This window comes from Rhodoferax sp. (genome assembly GCF_028714215.1).
Lineage (GTDB): Bacteria > Pseudomonadota > Gammaproteobacteria > Burkholderiales > Burkholderiaceae_C > Rhodoferax.
Map to the genome: position 1 here is coordinate 91,713 of NZ_JAQTMS010000004.1, position 15,409 is coordinate 107,121.

12 protein-coding genes are annotated in these 15,409 nt (G+C 66.1%); 6 read left to right on the forward strand and 6 right to left on the reverse strand.

All coding sequences use genetic code 11. The features are described 5' to 3' along the window. Positions 1-101: 101 nt before the first annotated feature. Positions 102-344, reverse strand: coding sequence for a hypothetical protein (locus tag PHS32_RS03205; RefSeq protein WP_301077355.1), 243 nt, complete (start codon positions 342-344; stop codon positions 102-104). Here PHS32_RS03205 and PHS32_RS03210 point away from each other — a divergent pair. Beyond that, entirely contained in the window at positions 343-864 is a 522-nt protein-coding gene (locus tag PHS32_RS03210) for a hypothetical protein (protein ID WP_301077356.1), read from the forward strand. The genes PHS32_RS03205 and PHS32_RS03210 overlap by 2 nt on opposite strands. Positions 865-873: 9 nt before the next feature. On the opposite strand, the gene PHS32_RS03215 is transcribed toward PHS32_RS03210, so the two are convergent. The 3 genes from PHS32_RS03215 to PHS32_RS03225 form a co-directional block, all read right to left on the reverse strand. Then, complete coding sequence (locus tag PHS32_RS03215) at positions 874-6,372, reverse strand: CHAT domain-containing protein (protein ID WP_301077357.1); 5,499 nt, start codon at positions 6,370-6,372, stop codon at positions 874-876. A 24-nt stretch (positions 6,373-6,396) separates the two neighbouring features. Then, a complete protein-coding gene (locus tag PHS32_RS03220; RefSeq protein ID WP_301077358.1) occupies positions 6,397-7,305 on the reverse strand; it encodes a caspase family protein in 909 nt (302 codons plus the stop codon). Between the two features lie 139 nt (positions 7,306-7,444). Then, positions 7,445-8,329 (reverse strand): LysR family transcriptional regulator, encoded by an 885-nt coding sequence (locus PHS32_RS03225; protein WP_301077359.1) that lies wholly within the window; start codon positions 8,327-8,329, stop codon positions 7,445-7,447. Between the two features lie 69 nt (positions 8,330-8,398). Here PHS32_RS03225 and PHS32_RS03230 point away from each other — a divergent pair, with 69 nt between their 5' ends. The 5 genes from PHS32_RS03230 to PHS32_RS03250 all read left to right on the forward strand — a co-directional run bounded on the left by PHS32_RS03230 (position 8,399) and on the right by PHS32_RS03250 (position 12,868). Further along, entirely contained in the window at positions 8,399-9,745 is a 1,347-nt protein-coding gene (locus PHS32_RS03230; protein ID WP_301077360.1) for an acyclic terpene utilization AtuA family protein, read from the forward strand. 2 nt (positions 9,746-9,747) lie between these two features. Continuing rightward, a complete protein-coding gene (locus tag PHS32_RS03235) occupies positions 9,748-10,116 on the forward strand; it encodes a hypothetical protein (RefSeq protein WP_301077361.1) in 369 nt (122 codons plus the stop codon). A gap of 24 nt (positions 10,117-10,140) precedes the next feature. Then, a complete protein-coding gene (locus PHS32_RS03240; protein WP_301077363.1) occupies positions 10,141-11,112 on the forward strand; it encodes a tripartite tricarboxylate transporter substrate binding protein in 972 nt (323 codons plus the stop codon). Positions 11,113-11,232: 120 nt separating this feature from the next. Continuing rightward, positions 11,233-11,952 (forward strand): glutathione S-transferase family protein, encoded by a 720-nt coding sequence (locus PHS32_RS03245; RefSeq protein WP_301077364.1) that lies wholly within the window; start codon positions 11,233-11,235, stop codon positions 11,950-11,952. A 16-nt stretch (positions 11,953-11,968) separates the two neighbouring features. Next, positions 11,969-12,868, forward strand: coding sequence for an alpha/beta hydrolase-fold protein (locus PHS32_RS03250; RefSeq protein ID WP_301077365.1), 900 nt, complete (start codon positions 11,969-11,971; stop codon positions 12,866-12,868). Positions 12,869-12,935: 67 nt separating this feature from the next. Here PHS32_RS03250 and PHS32_RS03255 read toward each other — a convergent pair whose 3' ends face one another. Then, on the reverse strand, positions 12,936-13,316 hold the full coding sequence (locus PHS32_RS03255; RefSeq protein ID WP_301077366.1) for a VOC family protein: 381 nt from the start codon (positions 13,314-13,316) through the stop codon (positions 12,936-12,938). Positions 13,317-13,636: 320 nt separating this feature from the next. Continuing rightward, positions 13,637-15,409, reverse strand: coding sequence for a ShlB/FhaC/HecB family hemolysin secretion/activation protein (locus PHS32_RS03260; protein WP_301077367.1), 1,773 nt, complete (start codon positions 15,407-15,409; stop codon positions 13,637-13,639).

The following is a 15,409-nucleotide window of genomic DNA, read 5'->3' on the forward strand; positions in this document are numbered from 1 at the left end:
GGCTATTTGCTTCGCCTGCCCTTTGGCCTATCATCCGGCACGAACCCTTGCGGGTCCGGGCAACATTGCAGCGGGTAGCTCCGGAGGATGCCAATGAGTACTCAAACCAGCGTGTCAAAGCAAGTTTCAACCTTGGTCATGGCACTGGCCATTGGCGCGGCACTGCTGGCGGCGTGCGGCGGCGGCAACAGAGCGGAAGCCCCGGCGCCGGCACCAGTACCGGTAGCAGCAACAGTCCCAAGCGTAACCCCAGACTCGGCGCCAATTGAAAAATCGATGCCACCGGTGTCGCCGTCGCCCCCGGCCAGTCCACTGAGCAGCGTGGATCGGATTCTGGCGTCCATGGACTGGGCCAACATTGCATTCAATTCGCCGCCGAGGCTGAACCTGAAAGAAACAGCGCAAGTCCAGCTCCTGCTCAGCTTGCGCAAGACGATAGATGAATTGCGCACGGAAATAACCGCCGCGGGAGAACGGGAAGGCGCAAAAGTAAAAGTCTCGAATCGAATGCAAGCCCGCTTGTCAGGAGTCGATTTTCAAATTATTGCGGTTACGGACGAAGAGCAGGCCGTTGGCGCGACCGACACGGTTGAATGGAAGTGGGAGATCAAGCCCCTGGCTGCCGGTCGCCACAGTCTGCACTTGACCCTTACCGCTCTTTTCAGCGTTGACGGCGCAGCCACTCGCCGGGCGGTAAGGACTTTTGACAAGACGATTCAAGTCGAGGTGTCCGCCGGGCAGTTGGCTTCGGACTTCTTTGGGAAGAACTGGCAATGGCTGTGGGCCGCCATTCTGCTTCCCATTGCAGGCTGGCTGTGGAAGCGCTGGAAGGGCCGGCGCGGTGCCGCTGAGAAAAGTGAATGAATCCGGGCCTCACGCCGCCGCCATCGCCTTCAACCCGTCCAGCAGACTTTGCGCCGCTTCCCGTTCCGCCCCGCGCGCCATCGCCAAGTAGGGGGGCAGGGTGAACTCCGCTTCCGTATAGACGAAGCCCCATTGCCCGGGTGCCGGTACGCGCCCTTTGAGGTCCTGCAAGGCCGTGATCAAAGCCGGCGCGGCGCTGGCGAGTTGACCCCTGGCAAGTGCATCGAGGATTCTCAGCTCGGTCTGCCCGACCAGCGTCCGGAAATCCGGCTGGTCGATGGCCGCCTGGTTCAGTGAAGCGCCTACCGCCTTGAAGCGGGCAGCGTCGATCCGGGGCAGGCGCTTTTTCAGGAAGGCCGCGCGCAGCTCCGCGCTGAGGCAGTTCTTCGCTGGGTCATGGAAGTTGTCCGCGCCTGCCTTGCGCGCCAGCGCCTCGGCCGCGCGGTAGTGGACGATCGTTTCGTCAAGCGCGGCCTGCGCGGCCGGCTTGCGGCCGGCGCGCCACTCCAGTAGCGTCAGCCGCTTGTAGGCCGCGCCCAGCAAGCTCTCGCGTTCCACCGTCGATTGCAGCGCGACCAGGCGCTCCAGTTGGGCAATGCCCATGGCAATGCCTTGGCGCGCCGCAGCCGTGTCGTCGAGTTTTTCGGCGCGGCGCACCAGCAGCTTGCCGAGCTGCTCGGCGGCGCGAAACGAGGCACTGCCGTCTTCGGCGTCGACCGCCGCACGGTACCAGTGGATGGCCTGATCGATGGCCAGCGCGCCGGCGTAGGCGACGCCAAACGCCTCGGCGACGGCGCCCATGCCGCCCCACAGCGGCGCGAACTGCGCTTCCAGGTAACGCAGCTTGTCGAGCTGGTGTTCGGGTTGGGCTCCGCCGAACTGGCTTTGCAGCGCGATGTTCTCCAGCGCCAGCGCCAGCAACACCGGCGAGGCCACGCCGGCGAATTCATCGGCCGGCGGCGGCGCTGTCCTTGGCGCGTCAACGCCGTCACGCTGCCAGCGCCATTCGGGATCACCGTAGCACTGGTAGGCGGCCCAGGTGTTGCCCTGGCGGTTCGCGTTCCAGGCGGCGCTACGTGCCGCGCCGACGGCTTCGATGAAGGGGGCGCCACCCAGCAGCGCGGCGTAGAAGCCGGTGGCAAACTGCTCGGCCGCGTCGTCCTCGACGGCCCAACCGGCGGCGATCACGCAGCGCACGCCGACTCGGATCAGTTCTTCCGCGATGTTGGCCGCGAAGGCGGCGCGGTCGTAACTGTGTTTCAGGGTGCTCGCGGCATCGCGGCCGGCCAGGTGGCAGCAGTTCAGGAACACCAGCTCGGGCACCGTGCGCATGGCCCGCACTTCGTTGGCGCCCAGATAAGTCTTGGCGCCCGACAGCACCACGCCGCCATTCGTTCCGGGCTCGCCGTGGCCGGCAATGTGCACCACCCGGTAGGGTCGCTGCAAGAGGGCGTTGATGATGGTCTGCGCATCGTTCTGTTCCACCAGCGATTTCACCTTGTCGGCGGCGATGCCGCTGCCCGGCGCGGTCAGCCGCGCCGCCACCGCGATGGCCTCGCGCCGCGCACCTTCGAGCGGCGGGTAGAGTGCCGGATCGCACTGCGGCTGGCCGATCACCAGCACGCTGTCGTCCGGGCTGGCGTCGACCACCTGGCTGCGGAAATCCTTTAGTTGCAGCTTGCGGATCAGCTTGCTGCGGATGGCCCAGGGCCGCGCGTCGACCGCCTGCGGGTCGGGGTTGCTGTCCAGCAGTTCCCACGGGATGCCGGCGGTCTCGGCTTCCAGCTCGATCACCATGTCGCTGCTGCCGCCCAGGAAGGGCTCCAGCTCGACCGGCACCAGCAGGTCGAACAGCGTGCGGCCGATCTGCGGGTCGGTGTTGGCGTCGTTCGAGGCCTTGGCCACCAGCTGGCGCAGCAAGGTGCCCTGGGCCCGCTGGGCCCGTACCTCGGTGCGGGCGCGCCGGGTGTTGAGCGTGTAGGCGATGCAGGGGTTGGCCGGATCGCCGCCGGCAAGCTGCAAGACGCTGATGAAGTCGTAAGCCGCGCCGCGGTAGCCCGAATCGAGCGCGCAGCGCATGGCGCCGGGGCCGAACTGCACCCTGCCGACCAGCTTGAGCCGGTTCGGCGCCGCGGTCTCCTGCACCTGCAAGGCGTGCCAGGCCTCGCTGGCGCGGTCCAGATAAAGCTCCACCAGCGTCAACTGGCCCAGCTGCGGCCAGCCGTTGCCCTGCAACTTGAGGTTGGCATCCATGGCCCCTTGCGCGATGGCTTGCGCGGCGGCGCCCGCCGTGAAGCCGCTGCCGCCACTGCCCAGCAGCGTGGCCGCCAGCTCGAACTGCGCCGCCGCGCCGCCGGCCTGTTCGGACAGGCGCTGCGCGTAGGCCAGCACCGCCTGGCGCACGGTGAATGCCAGGCTGACGGCGCTCAACTTGCCCTCTTCGCCCAGCCCCACCACCAGCGCCGCCTGCGGCCGCGCCATCTGCAGCGGGTTGTCCGGGTCCTGGCGCAGGTTGCCGAAGATCTGGTGCGAACCGATGGCATCGGGATACAGACCGGCAGCCAGCGCCTGGCGCATGCCGTTGCCGACCAATCGGTCCAGCACCGCCTCGGCGCCGCTCAAGGTCAGGGCGTGGTAGTGGCCGATCAGCAGCGCCTGGCGGATGAACTTCAGGTCGGCATTGAGCACCGTCACGCTCAGCGCCGCGGACTTGGCGCGGGCGCGCCTGACCTTGGTGCGGTCGTCGCCGGCCAACCCCAGCACCTCGGCCTGGCTGGACGGCGGTTGCGAAACCAGCAGCCCGCGCGAGGGCCGGCTGCGCACGCGTGCCGCGGGCCTAGCCGCTGCGGTCGGCGCGCCGCGTGCCACCGGCTCGCAGGCCTCCAGCTTGTCGGTCTGGCCCTGGCTCAGCAGTTCGACATAGGCCGGGAAGGCGGACGCCACATCCGGCAGCTTGCCATGTGCGGCGTCCAGCTTCCAGCTGCGCACGCCGGGCAGCAGTGCGTTGGACAGCGTGACGCGGCCATCGCCGTCGTCGGGCGTGTTCAGGTATTCAAGGCCGTCCGGGCCGCTGACGATGCCGTCCGGCGTGAACGATGCGTGCCCGACCACCAGCAGGATCTTCTGGGCGTCGCCGCTCAGTGTGTTCAGTTGCGCGTCGAGTCGGCGTCGCAGCGCCACGGCCTGGTCCAGCACCGCTTGCGGCGGTGCGCCCCATTCGTAGATCGTGCGCTGCGCCGCCGCGTCGTGCCAGATGCTTTGTTGCCGCAACTGGGCCATGTCGTCGTCCGCCAATTTCTGCCAGGTGCTGGCCTGGTCCAGGCGCTGTGCCGGGTCCAGCAGCGCCGCCTGCAACTGGATGAAGCCGGGCATGGCTGCCATCATCTTGCGCGCGCCGCCGTTGTCGAACAGCGAGCCGAAGGCGACCAGCGTGTTGCCGAAGGTGTCGTCACCCGAGAGCGTCTGCATCGGCGCCCAGGAGCCGCCGTTGGGTGTGCCCAGCATCAGCAGGCGGGCGCCGTCGCGTGCCATCATGCGCTGCCAGGTATCGGGCTGTTCCAGCTGCATGGTGCGCGCCACCAGTCCGCCCATGGAGTGCGCCAGCAGCCGCACCGGCTGCCCGCTGTCGGCGCGCGCGGCGAGGTGGGCGTCGACGGCGCTGGCCAGGCGGCGTGCCTCGTCTTCGATCGGGCGCCGCCAGTCGTAGGCGAACGGGATCACCTCGTGCGTGTCGGCCAGGTAGTCGATCAAGTCGTCGTAGCTGCCGCCGATCGGGCCATCGGGCTCTATGCGGGCGGCGGTGGCCGGGTCCCAGGCCAGTTTCATCAAGCCGTTGACGAAGCGAAAACCGAGCCAGATGCGCTGGCCGTCGAGCTTGAGGTTGGAGCCCAGAATGCCCGGCAGCACAAACACCGCCGGCTTGTCGGCGCGGCTGACGCCTGGCCCGCCGCGCGAGCGTGCCACGGCCAGCGCCGCACGCGTGCCGCTGGCATCTTCGCCGGCCCAGGACAGCGGGCCGATGGCCGCAAAGCCGGCCGGCGCGCTGTCGGTCAAGGCGCTGGCGATGGCATTGACAGTGCGCTGATTGGCAAAGTAGTTGAAGTGCGTGACATTGGCGCCGCGGTCCAGCAGAAAGCTGGCGCTCGGGCTGGCTGAATTTGCGGCGCGCGGCGTGCCGCCGTACATGGAGCGCGTCTGCACCACCAGGTCGTTGTCGGTCCAGTAGAAAGCGTCCGCCAGCAGCGTCTTGACCCAGGAGCCGACCGAGTCGCCCTGCAGGTCGCCGGCCACCACGCGCAGCTCGCCCGGGATGGTGTCGTCGCGGCCGTTCAGCCAGGCCACCACCGGACTTTCGGGCATCATGGCTTCGATGCCCGGCAGCACGCTGGGGTCGGTGCGCCGGCGCGCTACTTCGTGCAAGAAATCGACCAGCTGCGGCGCCACCGGCACGCCGGCCAGTTGCAGACCCCACTGCAGCACCGACAGGTAGGCGTCGAAACGCCTGGAGGCCAGCAAGGTGCCGCGTGCCGGACAGGCGACGCGCACCATGCGCTCGACCTGCAGACCCTTGGCCTGCGCCATGTTCACCAGCGCCTGCAAATCGGTGCGATGCGTCGCGTATTTTTCATCCGCGAACAAGGCCATTTCTTCGGCGTTTAGAGGCCCGCCGCCGCAGGCCCGTGCCAGCACCTCGGCCACCAGCCCGCCGCGCGAGTGCGTGACCAGGTGCAGCCGTGCGCCCATCGGCAGCGCGCGCACCAGCGCCAGCGCGTTGGCGATCGGGCTCTCGCCCATGGTCGGATGGTCCAGCGCGTAGACCCGGCTGCGGTAATGCTGGAACAGATCGCGCACCACCTGCGGGTGCAGGGTCCAGAGCTTGCCGAAGGTGCTGATGGTGTCGACGAAGGTGCCGTGGATCAGCACCAGCAGCGGGCCACCGTCCGCGGCTGCGGCGACGCTGGAGAGCTTCAGACCGCTGCCTTTGAGCGACGCCGGCAGCGGCTCGGGCTTTAGCTGGTAGACGCCTTCGTCGACCGCGCCGTCGACCTGGTGGGTGATCGCCGCTGCTGCCAGATCGGCCGCCGGGTCCTTCAGCAAGCCGGTGATCACATCGACCGCGCTCAGCACCGCCTGGCCCAGCCAGCCGCGCGCCGCACCGCGCGTGGCGTTGGCTTCCAGGCCCGGCCAGCCGAGTTGCGCTGACACCGTCACTTCATTGGCATTGCCGGCCGCTACCGCGCCGCGCGTGGCGCCAGCAGCCTGCGCGTGCAACAGGTCGCGCGCGTCCTCGGGGTGCAGCACCAGCGTCGGGCCATTGGCAATCGTCAGCACCACCACGTCTTCGCCGGGCCTGGCCGTGACGCGCACCGGCGCGCCGCCGCCGCGTTGCGCGCCGACGCGCACCGAATGTTTCACCGTGCCGCCAGCGCGGCCGCGGCTGGCAGCTAACCCGGCCGGCTGCGTCTGGCCGGGGATGATGAACGTGATGTCGTGTGTGTCGCTGTTCATGTGCTCTCTCCCGCTTTGCCCACCTCACACCGTAAACGGCCCCTGCGCCAGAAACGCCCCCGCCGTGCCCAGCGTGAACAGATTGGGCGACTGGCTCTCTGGCATCGCGGCTTTGATGCGGGCGTGGAAGCTGCCGTAGTTGCCTGCGAAGGTGCCGTGGTTCCAGACCTTCAGCAGTTGCTCGGTGAAGGCGCCGTTGTGCTGGCCGTCCATCGAGGTCTGGTTATCCTGGCAGCCGGAGATCAGTATCACTGCGGGCTTGAAGTTCTTCACGATGGCGCTCAGGCGCGCACTGACGGCGACCTGGGCCAGCGCCGTGTCGGGGTCCACTTCGGCCTGGCCCGCAGACTGGGCGATCGCAAGTTGCAGCTTGTCGTAGAACACCTGATGTTCACGGTAAGTGCGCATCGCCATTGCGGCCGGCATCAGCTTGGGGCGCTGCTGGGGGCTGGCCGGCACCGGCGGCGCGGCGCGTGTCACGGTGCCGCTGTGGCAACTGTCGGACAGCACCAGGATGCGCACGCCGGCGGCGAATTGGCCCAGCTCGAAATACAGCTCGTCGTCTATCAGTTGGCCATCGAACAGGCACCAGGTTTCGTCCTGCTTGTCAGCCTCGTCGCCGCTGACGTCGGGCACTTGCCCGCCGTGGCCGGAGTAGCTCAGGAAGAACAGGTCGCCCGTCTTCAATGCTTTGGCGGCACGGCGCAGGCCCGCCAGCACCTTGGCACGCGTCGCCTTGCGGGTCAGCAGCAGGCTGCTGTTCATGCCCCTGGATTGGGCGATGGCTGCCATGTCATTGGCATCGAACTCGCAGGCCGCCAGCGGGCCGTCCCAGCCGGCGTAGGCGGCGGCGCTGACGGCGTTCAGGCCGATGTGCAGTGAGATCGCCTTGGCCTTGCTGGCGGCCGTGGCGTTGGTGGTCTTGCTTGCCATGTTGCCCTCCCCTGTGTGGCGGCAGGAACAGAAATTCAATCGCCACCGGCGAAGTGTCACCGGACCCGATACCCGCTGTCAAATTCAGCTCCAGGCGACAAGGTTATTGCGGCGCGTGGGTGTGCTACCTGATCGAGGCTCAGCGCGCAAAGCTGGCGCGCACCAGCTTGAGCAAACCACCGGCGGCGACCGAGGGCGTGCGGCCTTCCGGAAGAACGATGTGAATGTGGCGCACCAGTCCCGGCAGCTTGAACGGTTTGACCACGATGCCGGGCAGCTTGAACTGGAATAGCGCCAGCGACGAAATGACGCTGATGCCCAGGCCTTGCGCCACCAGCGCGGCGGCGGTGGCCAGATGCTCCACCTCCATCATGCTGTTCAGGCGCAGCGGGTGCAGGGCGTGCTCCAGATGCTGGCGGATGCTGGTGCTGCGCGCCAAATGGATGAAGGGGTAGGGCAGCAGATCGGGCGGCCGCACCGAGCGCGCCTTGGCCAGCGGGTGCGCGGCGTGGCACACCACGTGAAAAGTGTCGGAGCACAACAGTTCGGTTTGCAGGCCCGCCACCGGGCTGCTGGCCGGGGCCAGGGCAAAGTCGACGCGGCCACTTTGCACCAGCGCAATGCAGGTGTCGGACAGGCCGTCGAACAACTCGATGGCGATGCCCGGATAACGGCCGTGAAACGCCGCCAGCACCTTGGGCAGGGTGCCGGCCGCCAGCGAGGGCAAGGCCGCCACCGCGACCCGGCCCTTGCGCAAATCGACATGGTCTTTCAGCTCGGTATAGGCCGACTCGAAGTCCGCCAGCAGGCGGGCGGCGGACAGCTCGAACAGGCGGCCTTCGGCGGTCAGCTCGACGCGGCGCGTGTTGCGGTCGAAGAAACGCGCGCCGGCATCTTCTTCCAGCCCCTGGATCAGGGCACTGAAGGCCGACTGCGACAGGTGGCAAGCCTCGGCCGCGCGGGTGAAGTTGCGCAGCCGCGCCAGGGCCAGGAAGGCGCGCAAATGCTTGACCGACAGATTCACCTGTTTTTCCGATCAGCTAATTCAAATAATCCATTTCTCCTTTGTATCACGAATGCCCAGAATCGCGCCATGACAGACACTCTTCACATCGGCTCGGCCGCCGGCTTCTCGGGCGACCGCACCGACGCCGCCTTGCCGGTGGTGCGCAGCCTGATCGCCCACGCCGGCCCGTCAGCGCTGATCTTCGAGACGCTGGCCGAGCGCACGCTGGCGCTGGCGCAACTGGCACGGCGCGCCGATCCGACGCGTGGCTACGAGCCGTTGCTGGACGAACTGCTGAGCCCGATTCTGGGCTTGTGTCTGCGCCACGGCATTCCCATCGTCAGCAACTTTGGCGCTGCCAATCCGCCCGCCGCGGCGCTGCGTATCCGGGCCTTGGCGCGCGAGCTGGGTTTGCCCGTGCCGCGCATCGCGGTGCTGGCGGGCGACGATTTATCGGGCCCGCAGCACCGCGCCCTGTTGCGCCAGCGCCTCGGTGCCGTCTGCGATGAGCAGGACATCGTTTGCGCCAACGCCTACCAGGGGGCCGAACAGATTGCCATGGCTTTGCGCGAGGGCGCCCAGATCGTCGTCGCCGGGCGCGTCGCCGATCCGTCACTGACGCTGGGCCTGGCCATGGCGCACTACGGCTGGCGCGCCGACGACTGGCCGCGCCTGGGCCGTGCCACCATGGTGGGCCACTTGCTGGAATGCGGCGCCCAGGTCACTGGCGGTTACTTTGCCGATCCCGGCTACAAGGACGTGCCGGATTTGTACAACGTCGGCTTTCCGATTGCCGAGATCGATGCCCAGGGCGATTGCATTATCGGCAAGGCCGCTGATACCGGCGGGCTGGTCAGTGTGCAGACGGTCAAGGAACAACTGCTGTACGAGCTGCACGACCCCAGCGCTTACCTGACGCCGGACGTGGTGGCCGACATCAGCCAGGCCACGGTCCAGCAAGTGGGACCGGACCGGGTACAGCTCCGGGGCGTGCGCGGGCACGCGCGCCCCGACGAGCTCAAGGTCAACGTGTTTTACCAGGGTGGCTGGTTTGCCGAAGGCGAGATTTCGTATGCCGGCCCACGCGCTGAAGCGCGCGCCCGGCTGGCGGCCGAGGTGTTGCAGCGCCGCTTGGGCGATAGTCTGCAGTTGCGTGTCGATCTGATCGGTGCCCTCAGCATCTTCGGCGACGACGCCGGCCGCCTGCTGGCCGCTACGCCCGCCGGCCTGGGGCAAGACATCCGTCTGCGCGTCGCCGCCACGCACGCGGATCGCGCCATGGCCGAGCGATTGGCGCGCGAGGTCAATGCGCTCTACACCTGCGGCCCGGCCGGCGGCGGCGGTGTCCGCACCGGCTTGCGCACGCGCCTGAACACCCTGTCCTGCCTGGTGCCGCGCGAAGCGGCGCCGGCCAGTTACTCGATGCTGGACTGATCATGACCGACACCACCACCGTACCGCTGTACCGCGCCGCCCATGGCCGCACCGGCGACAAGGGCAACCGCTCCAACATCAGCGTCATTGCCTACTGCCCGGAGCTGTATCCGTTGCTGGTGGCGCAGCTGACCGAAGAGCGTGTGGCACAGCGCTTCGCAACGCGCCGGCCCAGTGCCGTCAAGCGCTACCTGCTGCCGACCCTGCAGGCTATGAACTTTGTGCTGGACCAGGCGCTGGACGGTGGCGTCAACGACGCGCTGAACCTCGATAGTCATGGCAAGGCGCTGTCCTTCTTCCTGCTCGATCTGAGCATTGAAGTGCCCGCCACGCTGACCCAATACCTCGCCGCCGAAGAGAACGGCTTTTGAATTCATAACAACCGGAGACTTACCATGACCTTGATCCCCCGCCGACCCCTGCTGGCACTCAGCGCCTTGCTGCTGGCCTTGCCGGCGCTGCCAAGCAGCGCGCAAACCTACCCGGCCAAGCCGATCACGTTTCTGGTGCCGTTCGCGGCCGGCAGCGCCACCGACCAGTTGGCGCGGGCGCTGGGCCAGAGTGTGGCCAGCGACAGCAAGCAGGCGGTGCTGATAGACAACAAGCCCGGAGCCTTCGGCTTCATTGCCGCCCAGCAAGCGGCCAAGGCGGCGCCCGACGGCTACACCGTGCTCATCACCACCAACACCACGCACGCCGCCAATGAGCACCTGTACAAGAAACTGCCCTACGACCCGGTGAAGGATTTCGCCCCGGTCACCGCCCTGGGCAAGGGCGGCCAGATCATGGTGGTCAATCCCAGCCTGCCGGTCAAAACGGTGGCTGAATTCATTGCCCTGGCGAAGAAGGAGCCGGGCAAATTGAGCTTCGGCAGCGGCAGCTCGTCGAGCCGCATTGCCGGCGAGTTGCTGATGCAGATGGCCGACATCAAGCTGCTGCACATACCTTACAAAAGCAACCCGCTGGCGGTGACCGACCTGCTGGGTGGCCAGATCAACATGATGATCACCGACAACGCCACCGGCCTGCCGCAGGTCAAGGCCGGCAAGCTGCGCCCGTTGGGCTATTCGGGTGCCACGCGCACGCCGCTGGCGCCCGATGTGCCGACCATCGGCGAAACCGTGAAAGGCTACGAGATGGGCTACTGGTTTGCCGCCTATGTGCCGGCCGGTACGCCGGCGCCGGTGGTGGCCGAGCTCAACAAACTGCTGCTCCAGGCCACCCGATCGGCCGGCGCCACCGCCTTCTACCAGAGCACCGGCACCGAGGTCTACACCACGACGCCGGCCGAACTGGGCAAGTTCCAGCAGGCCGAGTCGCAGAAGTGGGGCCGCATCATCAAGGCGGCGGGCATAACGCCCGAGTAAGGGCGCCGCAAGTCGCGCCGGCCAAAAGTTTGTCGCCACAAAACGCAGTGGCCCGCTAAACTGGCGCCCGGCAAGCCGGCTGCATACCGCACGCCGGGCCTGACCGCTGGAGGGAATGGGATGCTCAAGCTTTACCAATTCGACCCCGCGTTGGGCCTGCCCAACGCCAGCCCTTTTTGCATGAAGCTGGAAACCTATCTGCGCATGGCCGAGCTGCCATTCCAGATTCAGCCAGCCAGCCTGCGCGCCTTCAGGACGGCGCCCAAGGGCAAGATGCCTTACATCGAGGACCAGGGGAAAACGCTGGCCGACACGACTTTCATCATCGACTATCTGAAGGCCAGCTACGGCGACCCGCTGGACGGCTGGCTGGATACCCAGCAGCGTGCTGTTGCACTGGCGTTTCAGCGCTTGATGGAAGAGAACCTCTATTGGGCGCTGCTCTACACGCGCTGGGTCGAGCCGGCGGCCTGGCCGCAAACCAGGAGCGCATTTTTCGGGGACCTACCGCTGCCCTTGAAATGGATCGTGCCACCCATGGCGCGGCGCGGACTGATCAAGCAAATGCTGGGCCACGGCATGGGCCGCCACAGCCGGGAGGAAATCTTCGGCATCGGCAAGCGCGACATCACGGCGCTGGCCGATTTTCTGGGCGACAAGCGCTACTTCATGGGCAGCCAGCCCTGCTCACTGGATGCCACCGCCCATGCGTTTCTGGCCAACCTGATCTGGCCGCCGGTGGAGTCCGAACTGAAGCAGCACTCCTTGCAGTACCCGCAACTTGCGGCCTACTGTGATCGCATGCGCAGCCGCTACTACCCCATGCCCGACCCGAACTGAGAAAAAAAGGAAAATCATGAGGAAGACCACATTGCCCGGGCTGAGCGTTCGTACGCTATGGAACTGCTTGTTCTTGTTGCTCATCGCCGTCTCGGCTTCGCTGGCTCACGCCAGCGAAGTGACCCTGAGGTCATTCAGTTCCAGGGCCATGGGCGCCGACTACCGCTACACCATCTATCTACCCGATGGCTATGACAGTGGCCGGCTGCGTTACCCGGTTCTCTTTCTGCTGCACGGCAACGGGGGCAACGAAAATAATTGGCTGGTCGACGGCCATGTGCAGGCCACCATGGATGCGCTGATCAGGCAGGCCAAGGTGCAGCCGGCCATCATCGTGATGCCGGGCGGCGGCGCAACCTGGTGGGTGGACGGCAACAAGGACCAGGCCGAGACCGCGCTCATCAAGGAACTGATTCCGCATATCGACGCCACTTTCAGAACCATAGTTGCGCGCGAAGGCCGCATGATCGCGGGCCTCTCGGCCGGCGGTTTCGGCACCGTGAGCGCGGTCTTCAGATACCCCGAGCTGTTTGTCGCCGGCGCGGCCATGAGCCCCGCCATCTACAGCCCGACACCGCCCAAGCATTCGTCGGCCATGCGCGTCGCGCCTTTTCAGAAAGACGGCAAGTTCGACCAGGCCTCCTGGGACCGGCTCAATTACACGGCCAACTGGGAGTCGTACAAGAGCCGGAAAATCATTGTGCCCCTGTACCTCAACAGCGGCGACCACGACACTTTTTCCATCGCCTACCACTCGGCCCTGCTGTTCCAGAAACTGTTTGAGTACCAGCCGAAGTATGTTCAATACCGGGTTGTCGACGGCGACCACGAATGGTCGGTCTGGCGCGAAACGATTGGCGATGCCATCAAGTACATGAGCGGATTCGCCAGTCAGCCGCAGGAGGTCAAGCCCTGACGCACAAACAGCTTGACTTGTCTCCGCTCCGCTCGGCTTGCCACGGGAGGTCGATTCGAGCGACCGGTCAGCCCGCTGGTAGGTTGATAACCGCCTCGATTCTGTGACCGTCAGGATCCACCAGGAACGCAGCGTAGTAGTTCTGCCCGTAGTCCGGCCGCAAGCCTGGCGCGCCATTGTCTTTTCCAGCAATCCGTAGCGCTGAGTCATGGAAGGCATGCACCGCAAACCTCGACGGCGCCGCGAAAGCCAAGTGAAAGCCGGGGCCAGGTGGTGAGGCATCGGGACGTAGCTTCAAGCAGAGCAAATCCTTGCCATCGACCAATCCATAGCCAATTGCAGTTGGGTCTTCAAACACGCGGCGAAAACCGAGCGCGCCGAGAGCAGCGTCATAGAACGCACCCGACAGCGCCAAGTCACGAACGCCAATGGAAATGTGGTGGAGCATGGAAGCAGGTTAACCGTTGATTACTGAATAGCGAGATTGTGGCTCGCGTAAAAGCAGCGCCAAACCCGGTCGCTTGACCGCCTTGCTATCTGACATTCTTCCCCCCTCTTTTTTCGAACGCTTGCCACCGTACCGCATCGCTTGATCGAATGGCAGGTTTGCCGCACCGGGCTGAGAGCGCGTTGCTGGCAGACACCGGCCTCGAGTTCGCCCCCAACAGCATGACACCGCCATCGCTGCTCATGCTGCCGCCGTCAAAGCGACCCTCCACAACGCGCCTTCGGGCGGGACCGCCGACTCAGCCGTATGAAATATTCAGACTAAAACGCCGCCGCGATTTGCACCCAGAACTGCCAGCGGTCAGTGCGGCCCTCGGTGTTCTGATCCGTTGTGGCCGACCAGCCCGGGTTGTCACCCAGCGTTCTGGCCAGGGTGGTGCGCAGCGACAAGCCAGCGCGAGTGCTCATGTTCACGCCAAAGCCAGCCCCCGATAGCCCGTAGCTGTTCGCGTTGCCCGCGTTGGTCACTGAGCCAACCCAGGGGTTGCGATGCAGCGTCACCTGCCCGGTATCGGCAAATCCGACGAGTTGCAGGCTGCCCGCCGAACCAGACCAGCCTGGCAGGTCGTAGCGCAACTCCAGGCTCGACACCCAGCCAGTATCACCACTGCCTTCACCACCCGGATAGGCACGCACCCCGCTGGGGCCGCCAAGGATGAACTTCTCGGAAGAGTCCAGGTTTCTCCCTGCGAATTGGGCACTCACCGTGGCATGCAAACTCAGCCGCTCGGTGATGCGCTGCAGCCGGGCCAGGTTCAGACTGGCCTTGGTATAGCGGCCATCCGTGTGAGCACTTTGCCGGTCTGCGCCCAGGTCTTCGGCAACCCCCGACAGATCGAGCTTGCCCAGCACCAGTGTCATGCCAAGACTGCTCACGCCCGCACCCCCCAGCGCATCCTGGAGATTGGCGTTCACGCCCAGGTTCAAAGCATCCACGCGCTTGTCATGAACCGGCACACCCAGCGTCTCATCTTGCAGCCGCTTGTGCTCATAGGCCAAACTCGCCCACAGACTGCGCTCGCGCGTGCGCACCAGCGCCTGGCTGGCGCTCAAGCGGGCGCTGGTGATCGTGCCCCGCGCGTCAAGCGAGACCAACTCCTGACCAATGCGGTAGTTCATCAAGTTGACAAGCGCCCCCAATTGCCTACCGTCACTGCCCACAGGTAACTGATAGGCCAGGCTGACCTGATTGAGACCGCTGGCATGCGCAAGACTCAGGCTGGCCTGGTCACCGATGTGAAGCGGATCGTTCAGATAGAACTGGGCGTTGCCACGCCACTTGCCCGAATAGCGGTTGCCCTGGTTATCGACCGACACGCTCGCACCCAACAGCGGCCCCTCCTCGGCCCGAACCAGCACTCGACTCGTACCCGCTGCCGTGCCCGGCTCCAGCGCCGCTCTGGCCACGATGCCGGGCAAGTCGTTGACCAGCAACAGGCCGCGCTCCAGGGCTCCCGTGTGCAGTGGCAAACCCTCGCCAGCGCGCAGCACCGCAGTGGCCACCATGTCGCGAATGATCTCTGGTTTGATTCGCGCGCCTTCTGCGTGCACGACGATGCCGCCGCCATCGGCCTTGCCATCCATGCGCCCGGGCTGAATCGCAATTTCCAGCACGCCGCCATCAAGCGACTGCGCTGGCAAGTAGGCATAGGCCAGCGCATAACCCCGCGCCCTGAGATAGCCGGTGATGCGCTGGGCAATCAACTGCAAGCCGTCGTAGTCAAACTCCTGACCAATGGCATCAGCCACCTGTGCCTGGAGTTCGGCCTGCGTTGCCAGCGCCGGATCGGTGCGGATGTGAATGGCACGGATCAGGACTTTGACTGCACCGGGGGCGGGCCGCTGGAGTTGTTCGGGTGTCGCTTCCTTCTGCGGCAGGCGCTCAACGGGGCGGGGCTGCGCACGCTGCTGTTGGTTGAGGATTTGTCCCGCATCGGGCTGGGCCAAGGCCGGGTTGAGCAGGCCAGCAGACAGGAGTGCCAGGGCCATGCAACGCAAAGCAGGCCGGGCACGTTTGCCACGCTTGCCACGCAT

Excerpts from the sequence above, each read along its gene's own strand:
- PHS32_RS03210 (WP_301077356.1), top strand. The coding sequence starts at position 343 with ATGGACTGGGCCAACATTGCATTCAATTCGCCGCCGAGGCTGAACCTG.
- PHS32_RS03205 (WP_301077355.1), bottom strand. The coding sequence starts at position 344 with ATGGACGCCAGAATCCGATCCACGCTGCTCAGTGGACTGGCCGGGGGC.
- PHS32_RS03215 (WP_301077357.1), bottom strand. The coding sequence starts at position 6,372 with ATGAACAGCGACACACACGACATCACGTTCATCATCCCCGGCCAGACG.
- PHS32_RS03220 (WP_301077358.1), bottom strand. The coding sequence starts at position 7,305 with ATGGCAAGCAAGACCACCAACGCCACGGCCGCCAGCAAGGCCAAGGCG.
- PHS32_RS03230 (WP_301077360.1), top strand. The coding sequence starts at position 8,399 with ATGACAGACACTCTTCACATCGGCTCGGCCGCCGGCTTCTCGGGCGAC.
- PHS32_RS03235 (WP_301077361.1), top strand. The coding sequence starts at position 9,748 with ATGACCGACACCACCACCGTACCGCTGTACCGCGCCGCCCATGGCCGC.
- PHS32_RS03240 (WP_301077363.1), top strand. The coding sequence starts at position 10,141 with ATGACCTTGATCCCCCGCCGACCCCTGCTGGCACTCAGCGCCTTGCTG.
- PHS32_RS03245 (WP_301077364.1), top strand. The coding sequence starts at position 11,233 with ATGCTCAAGCTTTACCAATTCGACCCCGCGTTGGGCCTGCCCAACGCC.
- PHS32_RS03250 (WP_301077365.1), top strand. The coding sequence starts at position 11,969 with ATGAGGAAGACCACATTGCCCGGGCTGAGCGTTCGTACGCTATGGAAC.
- PHS32_RS03255 (WP_301077366.1), bottom strand. The coding sequence starts at position 13,316 with ATGCTCCACCACATTTCCATTGGCGTTCGTGACTTGGCGCTGTCGGGT.
- PHS32_RS03260 (WP_301077367.1), bottom strand. The coding sequence starts at position 15,409 with ATGCGTGGCAAGCGTGGCAAACGTGCCCGGCCTGCTTTGCGTTGCATG.